Raw genomic sequence first — 16,268 nt, 5'->3', positions numbered from 1 at the left:
CGCCGTCGGACCATCAGCGTCGTCGAGACGTGGGCGCCGTCAGCGCCGTCGGACCGTGAGCGCCGTCGGACCGTGCCCGCCGTCGGACCGTCAGCGCCGTCGGGCCACCAGCGCGGCGTGCGGTCGGGCACCCCGGTCGGTCCGACGGTGCTCGGCGTCCACCGTGAACCCCGCTCGCTCGAGCACGGCGGCCAGTCGATCCGTCGGCCACCGGTAGGCGGTCGTCACGGCGTGGTCGAAGGGCTCCAGCACCGGGCCCTCGAAGCAGCCGACGAGCAGCCCGCCCCCGGGCGCGAGGACCCGCCGGAACTCCGCGAGTGCGACGGTGACCCGATCGGGGTCGTGATGTACGAGCGAGTACCAGGACAGGACCCCGCTGATGCTCCCGTGCGGCAGCCCGGTCGACTCCATCGCGCCGCGGCGGACGTCGACCTCCGGTGCCGCGGCACGGGCGATCGACACGAAGCGCTCGACGGGGTCGAGCGCGATCACGGCGTGCCCTCGCCGCGCGAGGTGCGCGGACCAGTGGCCCGGCCCGCATCCGGCATCGAGCAGCGTTCCGGAGTGGAGCGCTGCCCAGTCCTCGACGAGCCGACGGTCCTCCGGATGCACGGCGTCCATGGAGCCGAGCACGGCGGCGTACTCGTCCGCTCGCGCGTCGTAGGCGCCCACGACGCGGGCCTCACCGCCCGCCCGGGGATCGGCACCCGCCGCGGTGTCGACGGAAGGGGTGTGTCGCTCGTCCACACTGCGACGGTAGCCGGCCTCCGGCCCCTGCCTCCGGCCCACGCCGCCGTGGAGGTTGTCACGGGCTCCCGGGACCGGGACCGGGACCGGGACGGGGACGGGGACCGGGACCGGGACGGGGACAGGGACCGAGACCGGGACGGGGACCGGGACCGAGACCGGGAAGGGGACGGGGACGGGGACAGGGACCGAGACGGGGACGGGGACGGGGACCGAGACCGCGACGGGACAGGGACCGGAACCAGGGCGGGGACAGTGACCGGGCCAGGGGACGAAGCACTGCGGCGGGATCGGTCGACTCGAGGTGACCGATCCCGCCGCAGTGGTTCCGCGCGGACGCTCAGTCCGCCGACCGACGAGCCCTCCGTCGAGCGGCGAGCACCGCCACCCCGGACACGAGGAGCGTCAGCGCGAGCGCGACGGCAACGGCGATGTCCGCACCGGTCCAGGCGAGCTGCCCTCCGACGCCGGCAGTGCGGTCCTCCGTCGCCGCGCCGGGTCGGTGCTCGTGGTTCCCACCGGCGCTCCCGCCCCCGACCGTCGCGTTCGAGCCGTCGCCGTCAGCACCACCGCCACCGTCGCCTGGGCCCGACCCCGGATCGGTACCGGGATCGGGGCTCGTGCCGGTGTCCTGCGCGACCAGGCCGGCGTCGATCGTCGGGTCCCGCCGTACCCCCGCGAGCGAGCCGTCAGCACCGAGCACCCGGGCGAGGGTGACGCTCAGCGTCGATCCGTCCGGCCCGGCGTCGGAGTCGACGGCCGGATCCGCTCCCACGTGTTCCTCGGTGAACCCGGTGCCCTCCGGCGCCGTGAAGCGCACCCGGTAGTCGCCCGGCCGCAGACCGTCGAACCGGTACGCACCTCGCTCGTCCGTGCGGGTCCGCCGCTCGACGGCGTCCCCGCGGTCGTCCGTCCCGTCGAGCGTGACGGGGACGTCACCCGCACCCGGCTCGTCGTCGTCCTGCAGGCCGTCCGCGTCCCGGTCGTCCCACACCCGGTCACCGATCGCCCCGGCGACGACCCGGACGGTCGACGGGTTCGACTGCACGGGCAGTGCGAGGTTCGAGGCACGGAGACCGAAGCGGTTCACGTACGTGTCGCCGTCGTGCTGTCCGGAGGTGGCGAGCGTGATCCGGTGCGTCACGGTCTCACCGCTCGGGATCGGCGTCGCACGTTCGACGCGGACAGCCGTCACCGCGCGGAGCGACTCCGGGCAGCCGGTGGTGCCGAGGTCGGCCTCCGCGCACCACCGTGTCGAGCCGTCCGGTCGGTTGCTCGGGTCCGCGCCGTCGAGCGAGACGTCCTCGGGCGTGGTGTCGGTGTAGCGGACCGTCTCCTGGCCGGCGGGGTCGACCGGCACCGGGACGGCCAGCCCGAGCGTGCCGTGGAACGTCGAGCCCCGCTCGTCGCCCGTGCGGGGCAGCACGTCGATCAGGTCGACGCCGCGGATGGTGGTGTCGTCGGTGTTGGTCGCACGGAGGTCCCACACGAGGCGGTCCCCGGCCACCACGACCGGTGCCGGCGTCACCTTCTCGACACCGACGCCTCCGGTCGTGATGACACGCAGGGCCCGGTCCGCCGTGCGCCACCGCTCGTCGGACCGGTCCGCTGGCGACTCGACGGTGACCGTGTTCGTGACGGATCCGGCCGGTGCGGCCTCGTCGACCTGCACCGTGTAGGTGATGGGCTGGATCGGGCTGTTCGGTCCGACGTCGTGCAGCGTCCAGGTCAGCCGCTGGCGTCGGAGCCCGTCGCCGTCGGTGACCGTGTCGACCTGCGGCGCCTCCGAGGCACTGTCGGCGACGTAGGTGGTGTGCACGGGCAGGACGTCACGGACGGTCACGTCGGTCGGCCTGCCGTCCGCGAACCCGTTCGTCAACGTCGGTCGGACTGCGAAGTCGACCGTGTTGCCGGGGACGACCGAACTCGTCCGGTCGGGGGTGTCCCCGGCGTCGTGCCCGGGGTCGACGACGGCCTTGGTGACCCGCGCCAGGTCCTCGGTGAGCAGGACGCTGTCGGCGAGCCCGCCCGCTCCGAGCACGGGGTCCTGCTGGTCGTGCACCCACCCGGGTCGGTGCGCACCGAACCGGGCGTGCCCGAAGTCGTGCACCCGGGTGCCGTCGGGGGCGCGCTCGGTCGTGACGGTGGAGTACAGGCCGGCGCTCGCGCCACCGCGCAGCGCACCGGTCACGCGGACCGCACCGACCGATGCGATGCCGCCGGGGACGTCGTCCGGGTCGTCGTACCAGGGTCCGTCGGTGTCGTCGCACGTGTGCGCCTGGCCCTGGGCCGGCGAGGCCATGCCGTACGCCGCGTACTGCACCCTGGCGTGCGCGAAGCCGCTCGACCAGGCGGGCGCTCGACCACCGACGGCGGTCAGCCGCTGGGTCTGCCGGTCGAAGGTGTCGCAGAGTGCGGCGTCCTCGTAGGGCGCGAGGCCGGTGTTCGTCATCGTGACGTCGCTCCGCAGCAGGGTGCCGCCGGTGGCCCACGGGTCGCCGTCCTTCGCCGAACCCGGGGTGACGCTCGTGCCGTCCGGCCCGAGCCGCCAGAGCCGCTTGCCGGCGGTGCCGGGCCCGAGCTCGACGATGTTCCGCTTCGCCTGGTTGTCGACCGTCGGCTCGGTCCCCCCGGGGAAGTTCGGCGTGCCGCCCTCGGAGCTGGTCTGCAGCGGCGTGAACGCGTTGACCGACTCGACGGACGTCGGTGCCTCGGGCGTCGGCATCCACAGGCTGATCCACCCGCTGACGACGTAGGCCTTGCTGCCGCCGCTGACGGGTCCGCCGGTGATGCTCCGACCGGGGATGCGGGCCGCGTCGGTGACCGCCCCGCGGACGGCCACGTCGACGTCGCCGCCAGCGGCCGACTGGGTGCAGGTGATCGTGCCGGAGTCGACGACCGACCGGTCCCCACCACCGCGGCCGCCGGGCAGCCCGCCGAACTGCACGCCGTCCTCACCGTTGCGTCCGCACGCCGGGCGGCCACCGTTCCAGAGCACCGCCCCGGACGGCCGACCGCCGAGCAGGTGCGACAGGTCGTCGCGGAAGGACATGTCCCCGGTGCTGCGCTCGAAGCCGAGCAGGCCCTGACCGGCGACGGGCGACTGCCAGTCGACGGTCATCGGGTAGAGGAGCTGGACACCGGGCGTGCCGTCGGGACCGGGGACGTCCGTGCGCAAGACCGAACCGACGACGTTCTTCGCGAGGTTGTAGCGGGGCACCGCCGACACCCTCGTGGTCGCCGACGTCACCGGTGCGGTCGTGTCCGCACCGTCGGCCGTCACGGTACCGGTGACGGCGATCCGGTCCCCGTTCCGGAGGTCGCCGGAGACGTCGAGCACGACGGGCACGGCGACGGCGTGGCCCTCGGCGACGTCGCCGAGGTGGCAGGTGAGCCGCTGCCCGTCGATCCGTGACCCCGCGCCCCGGCACGCGAGCGGGACCTCGGCCCACCTCGTGCCGACCGGGGCGTCGAGGACGAAGCGCTCGTCCCGGGCCGTCCCACCGGTGGCGTTGACGGTGACGCGGTAGGTGATCGCGTCGAGCGTGCGGACGACGCCGTTCGCCGGGCCGCTGTCACCACCCGCGCGGTCGTCGGGCGTGAACGGGCCGCGGCCGTCCGAAGCGACGTCGACCGCGATCCCGACCGCCGGGGTCGCCGACGGACCACCGGGCGCTGGGGGTGGAGCGGCAGAGTCCCCAGACGAACCGGTGTCGGCGACGGCCGGCACCGCCGGGGCGAGCAGGACGGCCGACGCGGCGAGCGCTGCGGCGGCACGGGCGGCGAGGTGGTGACGGGGCATGGTGCTCCTCGGTCTGTGAAGCAGGACCCACCATGCCTACGTCATCGAGCAGGTCGCTGCATCACATTCCGTATGTCGCATCCGATCACGTGCTCCGGAGCTTGAAGGTCGCGCGGGGGATGTCCGTGACGATCCGCTGCGCCGTCCGGATCGCGTCCTCCTCGGTGAGCTGGTGCGTCACCACCAGGGAGGCCAGGTACGCCGCGTCCACCCGTCGCGCCATGTCGTGCCGTGCCGGGATGGAGCAGTACGCCCGGGTGTCGTCGATGAACCCGGAGGTCTTCGTGAACCCCGCCGAGTCCGTCACGGCCGCGCGGTACCGCCCGATGGCCGCCGGGGTGTCGATGAACCACCACGGCGCCCCGGCGTACACCGCGGGGTAGAAGCCCGCGAGCGGTCCGATCTCCCGCGAGAACACGGTCTCGTCGACGGTGAACAGCACGAGGTGGAACCCCGGTGCGGTCCCGAACGCCTCGAGGAGCGGCCGGAGCGGCTCGGTGAAGGACCCGACAGCGGGCAGGTCGTGCCCGGTGTCCGGCCCGAAGCGTTCGAGCGTGGGCGTGTGGTGGTTCCGGATCACCCCTGGGTGCAGCTGCATGACGAGGCCGTCCTCGACGCTCATCTCGGCCCACCGGTAGAGCATGTCGTGCCGGTACGCGACGGCCTCGGCCGCGGTGACGCCCGAGGGTCCCTGCATCGCCGCGGCGTGGATGCGTGCACGCTCGGCCGCCGGCAGCGGCGTCGATCCCGCGTCGAGGACCCCCGTGTCGGTGGCGGTCGCCCCGTGCTCGATGAAGTGGCGGCGACGTGCGCGGAGCGCCGCCAGCAGGCCGTCGTGGGTGCCCGTCTCGATGCCGGCGGCCTCACCGATCGACGCGACCACGTCCCTCCAGTCCGGCCGCGACGGGTCGAAGACGGCGTCCGCGCGGAAGGTGGGGAGCACCCGGCCGGTGAAGGTCGGGTCGGCCGCGAGCCGCGCGTGCGCGGCGAGGTCGGCGGTGGGGTCGTCGGTGGTGGCGAGCACCTCGATGCCGAAGGCGTCGAACAGGGCGCGCGGACGCATGGCCGGCGTGGCGAGCGCGGCCGCGAGGTGGTCGTACTGGTCGTCGGCGTTCGCAGCCGACGGGTGCTCCGTCAGTCCGAAGACGTCGTGCAGCTCCGTCTCGAACCAGGAGCGGACGGGGGTGCCCGCGAAGTCGTCCCAGTGTTCGGCGAGCCGGCGCCAGACGGCCCGGCCGGGAGGCACGGGGTGCGTTCCCGACAGGTCGCGGCGACCCAGCTCCTCCAGTCCGACGCCGTTCGCGTGCAGGAGCCGCAGGACGTAGTGGTCCGGCGTGATCAGCAGCGCTGCGGGGTCGGGGAAGGGCTGGTCGTCTGCGATCAGCGACGCGTCGACGTGACCGTGCGGGGAGATGATCGGTGCGTCAGCGACCGCTTCGTACACGGTCCGGGCGACGGCTCGCGCACCGGGGTCGGCGGGGAGCAGCCGGTCGGGGTGCGGGGCGAGGGGGGTGGCGGTGCTGGTCCGGGTCATCGTCGACTCCTTCAGGACGGACGGCGGGCGGTCGGCGCGGGGCCCGTGGACTCCCGCACGGTCAGGTGGGTGGGCAGGGCGACGGCCTCGGCCGGGTGGTCGCCCGGCCCGTCGGTCGGCAGCTCGTCACCGGGGAGCGCACCGAGCCGCCCGAGCAGCATCCGGATCGCGACCCGTCCGGCCCGTTCGATGGGCGAGGTCATCGTGGTCAGCGGCGGGTTGCAGAAGTCCGCGCCGAAGATGTCGTCGCACCCGACGACGCTCATGTCCTCGGGGACCCGGACCCCGCGCTCCCGGAGCCGGGCCAGCATGCCGATCGCGATGAGGTCGTTGAAGGCGATGCAGGCCGTCGCACCAGCGTGCACCGCGGCGTCGGCGGCAGCGGCGCCGGAGTCGACGAACGGTGCGTGCGGACCGATCCGGGCGACACGCACGCCCAGGCGCTTCGCGACCCGGACGAGCGCTCGCCAGCGTCGCTCGTTCGACCAGGAGCTGTCCGGACCGGCGACGTAGAGCACGTCGCGGTGCCCGAGCGACACCAGGTGTTGCACGGCCTGCTCGACCCCGCCGGGGGTGTCGATGAGCACCGAGGGGACCCCGGGCGGCCGGCGGTTGACGACGACGAGCGGCGTGCGCTCGGCGAACCGGGCGATCTGCGCGTCGGACAGGCGGGACGCCGTGAGGACCACGCCGTCGGCCTTCGTGGCGATCGCGCCGAGGGCGGCGGTCTCGGCGTCGGCGGACTCCTCGGTGTCGACGAGCAGCTGCGTCCACCCGGCGGCGGACAGCTGGTGCTGTGTGCCGCGGATGACGTCGAAGTAGAACGGGTTGGTGATGTCGGACACGAGCACGGCGACGGCACGGGTGCGTCCCGAGGTGAGCGCCCGTGCCTGTTGGTTCGGGACGTAGCCGAGCTCGCGAGCGGCGTCCTGGATCCGCTGCTGCGTCGCCCGGTTGACGCGGTCCGGCAGTGACAGTGCGCGCGACACCGTCGAGGGGGCGACCCCGGTCGCGTCGGCGATGTCGCGGATCGTCACCCGCCGGGTGGCGTCGGTGTCTGCGCTGCTCACGGTCGTGACGCTAGGCCCCGGTGGCAACAACTGGCAACCGGTTGCCGCACGTTGCCACGGGGCGGGACAGTGGTGCGCAAGCCGGCAGCGTCGCCGGTCGGCCGGGCCGTGCGCCCGGTGGAGGCTTCGAGGAGGAACCCCCCGCATGAGCACAGGAAGAGGCAGACCCCGCGTCCTGGTCGGTGCCGTCGTCGCCGTCGCCGCCCTCTCGCTGCAGGGCTGCGCGATCGTCGACGGCAGCGGCGACGATCCGGACACCCTCCGCGTGATGATGGGCGCGGACACGACGTACCCGGAGGAACGCGCGCAGTGGCAGCGGGAGACCGCCGCCGAGTTCGAGCGCACCACGGGTGCCGACATCCAGTGGGAGACCTACTCGACCCCGCAGGAGGAGCTCACCGCGATCCAGACGAGCGTCATCTCCGGGCAGGGTCCGGACGTGTACGCGATCGGGACGACGTTCACCCCGACCGCCTACGCCACCGGCGCCTTCGTCGAGATGGGGCCGGAGCAGTGGGACGCGGTCGGCGGCGAGGACCAGTTCGCCCCGGCGTCCCTCGGGATCTCCGGTCCGAGCCCGTCGAAGCAGATCGGCATCCCGTTCGCCAGCCGGCCCTTCGTGATGGCCGTGAACACCGAGCTCCTCGCGCGCGCCGGCATCACCGACCTGCCGACCACCTGGGACGAGCTCACCGAGGACGCGCGGAGGACCACCGGTGACGGCACGTACGGCATGGCGATCGCCTACGCCGACGGCTTCGACCCGTGGAAGTTCGTGTGGGGGATGGCCCAGAACGCCGGCAACACGATCGTCGACGGCGGGTCGGCCGAGATCGACGCCCCCGCGGTCGAGCAGGCGTACCGCACCTACTTCGACTGGGTGACGAAGGACGGCGTGGTCGACCCCGCCGCCATCGGCTGGAACAACCCCCAGGCCCTCGCGCAGTTCGCCGACGGCAAGGCCGCCTTCTTCCCGATGACCACCACCACGTCGCTCAACTCGCTCGCGGGGTCCGCCGTCGACGGGAAGTACGAGTACGCCCTGCTGCCGACCGTGCCACCGGGCGCGACCGAGCGCCCCGCCGACGGCATCGAGGCGGCGAGCATCCTGTCCGGCGACAACCTCGTCGTCGCCGACTACGGCTCGAAGCAGGACCTGTCGTTCGAGTTCGTCCGGCAGGTGTCCTCGCCGGAGGCCCAGGAGCGGTACTTCGAGCTCTTCGGGCAGCTGCCGACGAACACCACCGCGGCGGACCGCATCGCCCAGCAGAACCCCGACCTCGCTCCCATCGTCCGTGCCGGCGAACTGTCGAAGCCCACCGCCTTCACCGGCGCCTGGTCAGACGTGCAGCTCTCGCTCGTCGACGTCGTCGTGCAGTCGATCCCGTCACTCAAGCGCGGCGAGGTCAGCGACGACCAGCTCCGGAAGCGCCTCGTCGCGGCGCAGCGTGACGCCCAGGCGACGCTCGACCGCCAGAAGGACGGAGGGCTGTGATGACCACCACGCAGACCCGGCCCCGCCAGGACACCGCGCGCGAGGTCCGCCCGCACGGGACGACCCCGCTGTACCAGCGCGAGCGTCCGCTCTGGATGCTCCTGCCCGGTGGCGTCCTCATGCTCGCCGTCATCGTCGTGCCGCTGCTCGTGGGTGTGTACATCGCGATGCTCGACCTCGACCAGTACACGCTCCGCCAGTGGTTCAGCGCCCCGTTCGTCGGGCTCGCCAACTTCGCCGAGGCCTTCACGGACTCGCCGCTGCTGCACTCGATCTGGATCTCGGTGTCCCTGTCGGTGCTCGTCACCGCCGTCACCGTGCCCATCGGGGTCGCGGCGGCGGTCTCGACGCAGAACCGGTTCCCGGGTCGCGGTCTCGTCCGCTCGATCTACCTCATCCCGTACGTGCTCCCCGCGTTCGTGGTCGGCACGTTCTTCCGCACCATGCTCCAGCCGCAGGGCGTCGTGAACTCGGTCCTGCACACCGACGTGCTCTGGCTGAACGGCTCGGCGTCCTACTGGGCGCTCGCCGGCGTCATGGTGTGGACGAGCTGGCCGTTCGTCTACCTGCTCTCGTTGGCCGGGCTGCAGGCGGTCGACAACGAGGTGCACGAGGCCGCGGCGCTCGACGGCGTGACCTGGTGGGCGAAGCTGCGCTACATCGTCTTCCCGTACCTGCGCGGCCCGCTGAGCCTGGCGGTGATCATCTCGATCCTGCACAACATCAACAACTTCACCCTGCCGTTCGTGCTCTTCGGCAACCCGCTGCCCTCGAGCGTCGAGGTGATGCCCGTCCTGACGTACATCGCGAGCTTCCAGTCGTTCCGCTTCGGCCTGTCCGCGGCGATGGCGCTCTGCTCGCTCGTGATCGTCGCGATCCCGCTGTTCGTCTACCTGCGGGCGGTCAAGCTCGACACCGGTGACGACGCCGGGCCCACCCGCAAGCAGCGCCGAGCCGACCGGCTGACGCTCGCCGCAGCGACCCCGGCCGCCGCTGCCGACATCGACGGAGCCCGCGCATGAGCGCCTTCAGCCAGACCCGCACCCGTCCGACCGCGACGCTCACCGAGAGCATCACCGCCGGCGGTGCGAAGCGCCCGAGGCGTCCGTACGACACCGACGTCACCCGGCTGCTGCCCCGGTGGTTGCTCGTCGTCGTCATCGCGGTGCTCGTCGCGTTCATCGCCGTGCCGGTGCTGTACATCCTGTTCGGCTCCGTGAACTCCGACGTCGCGGTCGCCCGCGGCGAGTACTTCCCGTCCGCGTTCACGCTGTCGAACTACGTCGCGATCTGGGACACGGTGGCGCTGGGCCAGGGCCTCGTGAACTCGTTGCTCACCGCCGGTGCCGTCGCGGTGGCGAGCGCGGCGCTCGCCGTGTCGACCGCGTACGTGCTCGTCCGGTTCCGGTTCCTCGGCCGCCTGACGATCCTCCGCGGGCTCCTCGCCCTGCAGTCGATCCCGGGCACGCTCCTGCTCCTGCCGGTGTTCGTCGTCTTCGCGAACATCGCGAGCGCGACGGGCGTGCAGGTCATCGGTACCCGCTGGGGGCTCTTCGTCACGTACCTGACCTTCGCCCTGCCGTTCTCGACGTGGGTCATGGTCACGTACCTGCGTGGCCTGCCCAGGGAACTCGAGGAGGCCGCCCGCATCGACGGCGCCTCGAGCGGTCGCATCCTGCGGAGCGTCGTCCTGCCCCTGTCCTGGCCCGGCATCGTCGTGTCCGCGATCTTCGCCTTCCTGCTCGGCTGGAACGACGTGCTCTTCAGCACGATCATGACGACCCCGAACACCCGCACGGTGGCCGTGGTGCTGCAGGTCCTCGGCACCGCCCAGGAGGGCGGCGCCGTCCCGATCTACGGCCAGATGATGGCCGCGTCGATCGTCTGCGCCGTGCCGGTCGTCGCGCTCTACCTCATCTTCCAGCGCTACCTGGTCGGCGGGCTCACCGCCGGCTCCGTCAAGTGACGAACGCAACCACACGACGGACGGGAGGCGCGGTGCCAGCCCGCCACGCGCCTCCCGTCCGACAAGGAAGGAACACGATGACCCAGCCAACGTGGGAGCTCTCCGGCTTCGGCGACGAGATCGATGCCGACCCGGCCGTCCAGGTCGCCGTGCTGCAGGCGCTCGGCGCGAGCGCGATCGAGGTGCGCAGCGCCTGGGGCACGAACGTCGTCGACCTCGACGACGACCAGCTCGCCGGCCTGCACCGCCTGCTCGAGGAACGGGGCCAGACGGTCTCCGCGATCGCCTCGCCGATCGGCAAGGTGGTCGTCGACCGACCCGTCGAGCACGAGGTCGAGCGGCTGGGCCGCGCGATCGCCGCCGCGCACGCGCTCGGTACGACGAACATCCGGATCTTCTCGTTCTACTTCGACGGGCGCAGGGCGGACGAGGTGCGCGACGACGTCATGGTCCGGATGCGCGCGCTCGCCGACCTGGCCGAGCGCGAGGGCGTCACCCTGCTGCACGAGAACGAGAAGGACATCTACGGCGACGTCCCCGACCGCGTGCTCGACATCGTCGAGAGTGTCGGGTCCTCGTCGCTGCGGCTCGCCTGGGACAACGCCAACTACGTGCAGTGCGGCGTCCGGCCGTTCACCGACGGCTGGGCGCAGCTCGCGCCCTACGTCGACTACCTGCAGGTCAAGGACGCGCTCGCCGCCGACTCGTCCGTCGTCCCGGCGGGGGAGGGCGACGGCGAGCTGCTCGAGACCCTGACCGCGCTCCGCGATGCCGGGTACTCCGGCTACGCGTCCCTCGAACCGCACCTCAGCGACGTCACCTCCCTCGGCGGGTTCTCCGGACCGGCGGCCTTCGGTCGCGCCGGACGGGCCTTCCGCACGCTCACCGACCAGATCGGAGTCACCCTGCGATGACCACACCACTCAAGCTGGCAGTCGTCGGCGCCGGCGTCATCGGCCGCCACCACGCCCGTGTCGCCGTGCAGCACCCGGACCTGCAGGTCGTCGCCCTCGTCGACGCCGTCCCCGCAGCCGCCACGGGCGCGGCCGACGAGCTCGAGGCGGCGGGCGTCGCACGCCCGATCACCGCCGAGACGATCGAACAGGCGATCGCCGCGACCGACATCGACGTCGTCGCGATCTGCTCCCCCTCCGGCATGCACGTCCAGCTGGCCGCAGCGGCGCTCGCCGCGGGCAAGCACGTCGTCATCGAGAAGCCCCTCGACACCACGATGCCGCGGGCGCGGGAGATCGCGCGGTTGGCCTCGGACGCTCGCTTGCGCGGTGTGCTCACCAGTGTGATCAGTCAGCACCGGTTCGACCCGGCGTCGGTCGCCGTGGCGGGCGCGGCGCACGGCGGCGACTTCGGCACCGTGACCTCCGGGGTCGCGAGCGTCGCCTGGTACCGCTCGCAGGGGTACTACGACTCCGGCGACTGGCGCGGCACCTGGGCGCTCGACGGCGGCGGCGCGGTGATGAACCAGGGCGTGCACACCGTCGACCTGCTCGTCTGGGCACTCGGTCGGCCCGAGGAGATCTCGGCGCAGGTCGGCCTCCTCGCCCACGACCGGATCGAGGTCGAGGACACCGCGGTCGCGACCGTCCGGTTCCGCGGCGGGGCGCTCGGCCTGATCCACTGCACGACGGCCGCCTACCCCGGGCTCTCCGCGCGCTACGCCGTGTACGGCACCCACGGTTCGGCGATCGTCGACGACGACCGGCTCGCCTACTTCCACGTCGCCCCGGATGCCGCCACGTTCGAGTCGGCGTCGACCACGGCCGACGCCACCGCGGTCGCCGACGCCGTCGACCAGAAGCACGAGGTCGTGCCGCCGGAGCACGTCGTCGGCGGCCCCGCCGAGCCGGACCACTTCGCCGCGGGGCACGCGCGCCAGTACACGGACATCGTCGACGCGATCCGTCAGGGCCGCGACCCGGGCGTCACCGTCGACGACGCCCTGATCTCGCTCGCCACCGTCCGCGGGCTCTACGTCAGCGCCACGCTCGGGCAGCCCGTCCGCATCGACGACGTGATCGAGGGGGAGTACGACGACGTCGAGCCGGTCGTCGGAGCCGGTGATCGAGGGCAAGGCAGCGCCCACCGGGGCGACGTCGAGCCGGTCGTCGCTCCCCGGGAAGGAGCAGTCCGGTGAAGTTCTCCGTGTTCACCGCGTCCACGCCCGACTGGACCCCGTCGCAGGCGGCCGACACCCTCGCCGAGCAGGGCTGGGACGGCATCGAGTGGCGCATCGTCGACGACCGCACCGAGGACGGCTCGTCCGGCTTCTGGGCCGGGAACCGCTCCACCTGGCAGTACTCCGGCATCGCGGACCGTGTCGGCGAGATCGCGCGGACCACCGACGCCGCCGGGCTCGAGTACTCCGGCATCGGCGGCTACCAGCCCGTGTCCGACCACGAGGGCGTCGAGACGATGCTCCGCGTGACGAGCGAACTCGGTGCCCGCCAGGTCCGCGTCACGATGCCCTGGTACCGCCGCGAGCGCGAGCGGACCGGGGAGACGTACGGGCAGCTGTTCGACCGCACGCGTGCCGACCTCGAGTGGGCGGCGGAGCGCGCGGCCGACCTCGGCGTGAAGGCGCTCGTCGAACTGCACCACATGACGATCACCCCGTCGGCCTCCGCTGCCCTGCGGCTCGTCGACGGGCTCGACCCGGAGCACGTCGGCGTCATCCACGACCTCGGCAACCTCGTCATCGAGGGACACGAGGACCACCTCGCCGCGTTCGAGCTGCTCGGGCCGTACCTCGCCCACGCACACGTCAAGAACGCCCGGTGGGTGGACACCGGCGAGACCCGGGCCGACGGCAGCCGGGTGTGGCAGCACGAGTGGGCGCCGCTGCGCGACGGGCAGGCCTCGGTGTCGGAGTACCTCGACGCCCTCCGGCAGGCCGGGTACGACGGCTGGGTCACGATCGAGGACTTCTCCACCGACCTCCCGCTCGAGGCCCGCACCGCGGACAACCTGGCGTACCTGCGCTCCCTCGTCCCGGTGTCCGCATGACCGAACGCCGACCGGGCATCGCACACCTCGGAGTCGGGGCCTTTGCGCGCGCCCACCTCGCCTGGTACACGCAGCGGGTGGACGGCGAGCCGTGGGGCATCACCGCGTTCACCGGGCGGTCGCCTGCGGCAGCCTCGGCGCTCGTGGCGCAGGACTGCCGGTACACGCTGGTCACACGTGGCGCCGACGGCGACACCGCCGAGGTGGTCGAGACGATCGTGGCCGCCCACCCCGGCAGCGACGCGGCGGCCTGGAGGCGCGTGGTCGCGTCCCCGACGACGAGCATCGTCACGCTGACGGTCACCGAAGCCGGCTACCGCCCGGGCGCCGACGTCCCGGCCCGGCTGGTCGACGGGCTCGCCGCCCGGCGTGCCGCCGGCGCCGGTCGGATCGCGCTGGTCAGCCTCGACAACCTCACCCACAACGGGGCGGTGCTGCGCGAGGCGGTCCTCGGCGCGGTCGACGACGACGCGCTGCGCGCCTGGATCGAGCAGACCGTGACGTTCCCGAGCTCGATGGTGGACCGGATCACACCGGCGACGACCGACGAGGACGTCGCCGGGCTCGCCGACCTGCCGGACGCGCTGCCGGACGATCGCGTTCCCGTCGTGACCGAGCCGTTCGCCGAGTGGGTGCTCGAGGACACCTTCGACGGCATCGACCGGCCCGCGTGGGAGACCGCCGGGGTCCGGCTCGTGGCCGACGTCACGCCGTACGAGCAACGGAAGCTCTGGCTGCTCAACGGCGCCCACTCGCTGCTGGCGTACCTGGGCCTGATGCTCGGGCACGAGACCGTGGCGTCGGCGATGGACGACGCGCGATGCCGGGCGGCAGTGGACAAGCTCTGGGACGAGGCCGCAGCCGAGCTCCCGCTGCCCGCGGACGAGGTCCGGGCCGCCCGCGCCTCCCTCGTCGACCGGTTCGCGAACCCGCGCATCCGGCACACGCTGCGGCAGATCGCGTCCGGCGGCTCCCAGAAGCTGCCCGTCCGGGTCGTCGACGTGGTCCGTCGGCGGCTCGCGCGCGATGCGGGGTCGGGCATCGGGCCGGGCGCCGCGACCGCCGTCGCCGCCTGGTGGCTGCACTGCACCGAGCAGTCCGAGCTGGTGACCGACCCCGGCGCACCCGGGCCAGACTCGGACGTGCACGACGTCCTCGCCGTGATCGCGCCCGACCTCGACACCACACCCGTGGTCGACGCCGTCACCGCGGCGGCCGACCGCATCCGCACCGCCGCGGCACCCGCTCGCGGCACCGTCGACGAAGGAGTCCTCCGATGAGCACGAGCACCACGAACCCGGCCGCGCCCGTACCCGGCGCCGGCGACGGGGGAGCGGCGACCGACCCGACCTCGGGTCGTCCGGACACCTGGGCGTCGTCCGACCGCGGTCAGCTCATCGACCGCGCCGAGGTCGTCGTCACGAGCCCGAACCGGAACTTCGTGACGCTGAGGATCACGACCGCCGACGGTGTGACCGGCCTCGGCGACGCGACCCTGAACGGCCGCGAGCTCGCCGTCGCCGCCTACCTGACCGAGCACGTCGTGCCGCTGCTCGCGGGCCGTGACGCCTCGCGCATCGAGGACGCGTGGCAGTTCCTGTACCGCTCGTCGTACTGGCGCCGCGGACCGGTCACGATGGCCGCGATCGCCGCCGTCGACATGGCGCTCTGGGACATCAAGGGCAAGGTCGCCGGGATGCCGCTCTACCAGCTGCTCGGCGGTGCCTCGCGCACCGGGCTGATGGCGTACGGGCACGCCTCCGGCAAGGAGCTCCCGGAGCTCTTCGACTCGATCCGCGAGCACCAGGAGGAGGGCTACCGGTCCATCCGCGTGCAGACCGGGGTGCCCGGGCTCGAGAGCATCTACGGCATCGCGTCGAACCGGACGACCGAGGGCAACGCCGGCGTCCGGTACGACTTCGAGCCGGCGCAGCGCGGCGCCTTCCCGGCGATGGAGGACTGGGACACCCGCGCGTACCTGCGCCACGTGCCGACGGTCTTCGAGGCCGTGCGGAACGAGTTCGGGCCCGAGCTCCCGCTCCTGCACGACGGACACCACCGGATGACCCCGCTGCAGGCGGCCAAGCTCGGCAAGAGCCTCGAGCCGTACGACCTGTTCTGGCTCGAGGACTGCACCCCCGCCGAGAACCAGGAGGCGCTCAAGCTCGTCCGGCAGCACACCACCACGCCGCTCGCGATCGGCGAGGTGTTCAACACGATCTGGGACTTCAAGGACATCATCCGCGACCAGCTCATCGACTACGTCCGCGGTGCCGTGACCCACATGGGCGGGGTCACCCCGCTCCGGAAGACGATGGACTACGCCGCGATGTACCAGGTCAAGTCCGGGTTCCACGGGCCGACCGACATCTCGCCGGTCGGGCTCGCGGCGCAGATGCACCTCGGCATGGCGATCCACAACTTCGGCATCCAGGAGTACATGCAGCACGGCCCGAAGACGAACCAGGTGTTCCACCAGACGTTCACCTTCACGGACGGCTACCTGCACCCGGGCGACGAGCCGGGCCTCGGCGTGACGCTCGACGTCGACGAGGCGGGCAAGTACCCGTACGAGCAGGCGTACCTGCCGTTCAACCGCCTGGCCGACGGCACCGTCCACGACTGGTAGCGGG

Annotated in this window: 12 protein-coding genes; 8 read left to right on the top strand and 4 right to left on the bottom strand. The window is 72.8% G+C overall.

Features of this window, described 5'->3' with window-relative positions; genetic code table 11:
* Nucleotides 1–90: 90 nt before the first annotated feature.
* From QUG93_RS05945 to QUG93_RS05930, 4 genes are all read right to left on the bottom strand, one after another.
* Nucleotides 91–747, bottom strand: coding sequence for a class I SAM-dependent methyltransferase (locus tag QUG93_RS05945; RefSeq protein ID WP_289472991.1), 657 nt, complete (start codon nucleotides 745–747; stop codon nucleotides 91–93).
* Between the two features lie 340 nt (nucleotides 748–1,087).
* Entirely contained in the window at nucleotides 1,088–4,549 is a 3,462-nt protein-coding gene (locus QUG93_RS05940) for an SdrD B-like domain-containing protein (RefSeq protein WP_289472990.1), read from the bottom strand.
* An 85-nt stretch (nucleotides 4,550–4,634) separates the two neighbouring features.
* Nucleotides 4,635–6,083: a glucuronate isomerase gene (gene uxaC / locus QUG93_RS05935; RefSeq protein WP_289472989.1), complete on the bottom strand. Its 1,449-nt coding sequence runs from the start codon at nucleotides 6,081–6,083 to the stop codon at nucleotides 4,635–4,637.
* An 11-nt stretch (nucleotides 6,084–6,094) separates the two neighbouring features.
* Nucleotides 6,095–7,153: a LacI family DNA-binding transcriptional regulator gene (locus tag QUG93_RS05930; protein WP_289472988.1), complete on the bottom strand. Its 1,059-nt coding sequence runs from the start codon at nucleotides 7,151–7,153 to the stop codon at nucleotides 6,095–6,097.
* A gap of 145 nt (nucleotides 7,154–7,298) precedes the next feature.
* Between QUG93_RS05930 and QUG93_RS05925 the strand changes: the two genes are divergently transcribed.
* From QUG93_RS05925 to manD, 8 genes are all read left to right on the top strand, one after another.
* Nucleotides 7,299–8,648: an ABC transporter substrate-binding protein gene (locus tag QUG93_RS05925; RefSeq protein ID WP_289472986.1), complete on the top strand. Its 1,350-nt coding sequence runs from the start codon at nucleotides 7,299–7,301 to the stop codon at nucleotides 8,646–8,648.
* Nucleotides 8,648–9,670 (top strand): carbohydrate ABC transporter permease, encoded by a 1,023-nt coding sequence (locus tag QUG93_RS05920; RefSeq protein ID WP_289472983.1) that lies wholly within the window; start codon nucleotides 8,648–8,650, stop codon nucleotides 9,668–9,670. The genes QUG93_RS05925 and QUG93_RS05920 overlap by 1 nt, the downstream gene beginning before the upstream one ends.
* Nucleotides 9,667–10,614: a carbohydrate ABC transporter permease gene (locus QUG93_RS05915; RefSeq protein ID WP_289472981.1), complete on the top strand. Its 948-nt coding sequence runs from the start codon at nucleotides 9,667–9,669 to the stop codon at nucleotides 10,612–10,614. Before QUG93_RS05920 ends, QUG93_RS05915 begins: the two co-directional genes overlap by 4 nt.
* Nucleotides 10,615–10,691: 77 nt before the next feature.
* Nucleotides 10,692–11,528, top strand: coding sequence for a sugar phosphate isomerase/epimerase family protein (locus QUG93_RS05910; RefSeq protein WP_289472979.1), 837 nt, complete (start codon nucleotides 10,692–10,694; stop codon nucleotides 11,526–11,528).
* On the top strand, nucleotides 11,525–12,766 hold the full coding sequence (locus tag QUG93_RS05905; protein ID WP_289472978.1) for a Gfo/Idh/MocA family protein: 1,242 nt from the start codon (nucleotides 11,525–11,527) through the stop codon (nucleotides 12,764–12,766). Before QUG93_RS05910 ends, QUG93_RS05905 begins: the two co-directional genes overlap by 4 nt.
* Complete coding sequence (locus QUG93_RS05900; protein ID WP_289472976.1) at nucleotides 12,763–13,635, top strand: sugar phosphate isomerase/epimerase family protein; 873 nt, start codon at nucleotides 12,763–12,765, stop codon at nucleotides 13,633–13,635. The genes QUG93_RS05905 and QUG93_RS05900 overlap by 4 nt, the downstream gene beginning before the upstream one ends.
* Complete coding sequence (locus tag QUG93_RS05895) at nucleotides 13,632–14,915, top strand: mannitol dehydrogenase family protein (RefSeq protein ID WP_289472974.1); 1,284 nt, start codon at nucleotides 13,632–13,634, stop codon at nucleotides 14,913–14,915. Before QUG93_RS05900 ends, QUG93_RS05895 begins: the two co-directional genes overlap by 4 nt.
* The gene (gene manD, locus QUG93_RS05890; protein WP_289472972.1) at nucleotides 14,912–16,264 is read left to right on the top strand and encodes a D-mannonate dehydratase ManD; all 1,353 of its coding nucleotides are present in this window, start codon (nucleotides 14,912–14,914) and stop codon (nucleotides 16,262–16,264) included. Before QUG93_RS05895 ends, manD begins: the two co-directional genes overlap by 4 nt.
* Nucleotides 16,265–16,268: the final 4 nt, after the last annotated feature.

Origin of the sequence: Curtobacterium caseinilyticum (assembly GCF_030363035.1) — a bacterium.
GTDB classification, from domain to species: Bacteria; Actinomycetota; Actinomycetes; order Actinomycetales; family Microbacteriaceae; genus Curtobacterium; species Curtobacterium caseinilyticum.
The sequence above is the reverse complement of the archived record's forward strand: the minus strand, read 5'-3'. Positions and strand labels throughout refer to the sequence as shown.

Excerpts from the sequence above, each read along its gene's own strand:
- uxaC (WP_289472989.1), bottom strand. The coding sequence starts at position 6,083 with ATGACCCGGACCAGCACCGCCACCCCCCTCGCCCCGCACCCCGACCGG.
- manD (WP_289472972.1), top strand. The coding sequence starts at position 14,912 with ATGAGCACGAGCACCACGAACCCGGCCGCGCCCGTACCCGGCGCCGGC.
- QUG93_RS05910 (WP_289472979.1), top strand. The coding sequence starts at position 10,692 with ATGACCCAGCCAACGTGGGAGCTCTCCGGCTTCGGCGACGAGATCGAT.
- QUG93_RS05925 (WP_289472986.1), top strand. The coding sequence starts at position 7,299 with ATGAGCACAGGAAGAGGCAGACCCCGCGTCCTGGTCGGTGCCGTCGTC.
- QUG93_RS05940 (WP_289472990.1), bottom strand. The coding sequence starts at position 4,549 with ATGCCCCGTCACCACCTCGCCGCCCGTGCCGCCGCAGCGCTCGCCGCG.
- QUG93_RS05920 (WP_289472983.1), top strand. The coding sequence starts at position 8,648 with ATGACCACCACGCAGACCCGGCCCCGCCAGGACACCGCGCGCGAGGTC.
- QUG93_RS05915 (WP_289472981.1), top strand. The coding sequence starts at position 9,667 with ATGAGCGCCTTCAGCCAGACCCGCACCCGTCCGACCGCGACGCTCACC.
- QUG93_RS05895 (WP_289472974.1), top strand. The coding sequence starts at position 13,632 with ATGACCGAACGCCGACCGGGCATCGCACACCTCGGAGTCGGGGCCTTT.
- QUG93_RS05905 (WP_289472978.1), top strand. The coding sequence starts at position 11,525 with ATGACCACACCACTCAAGCTGGCAGTCGTCGGCGCCGGCGTCATCGGC.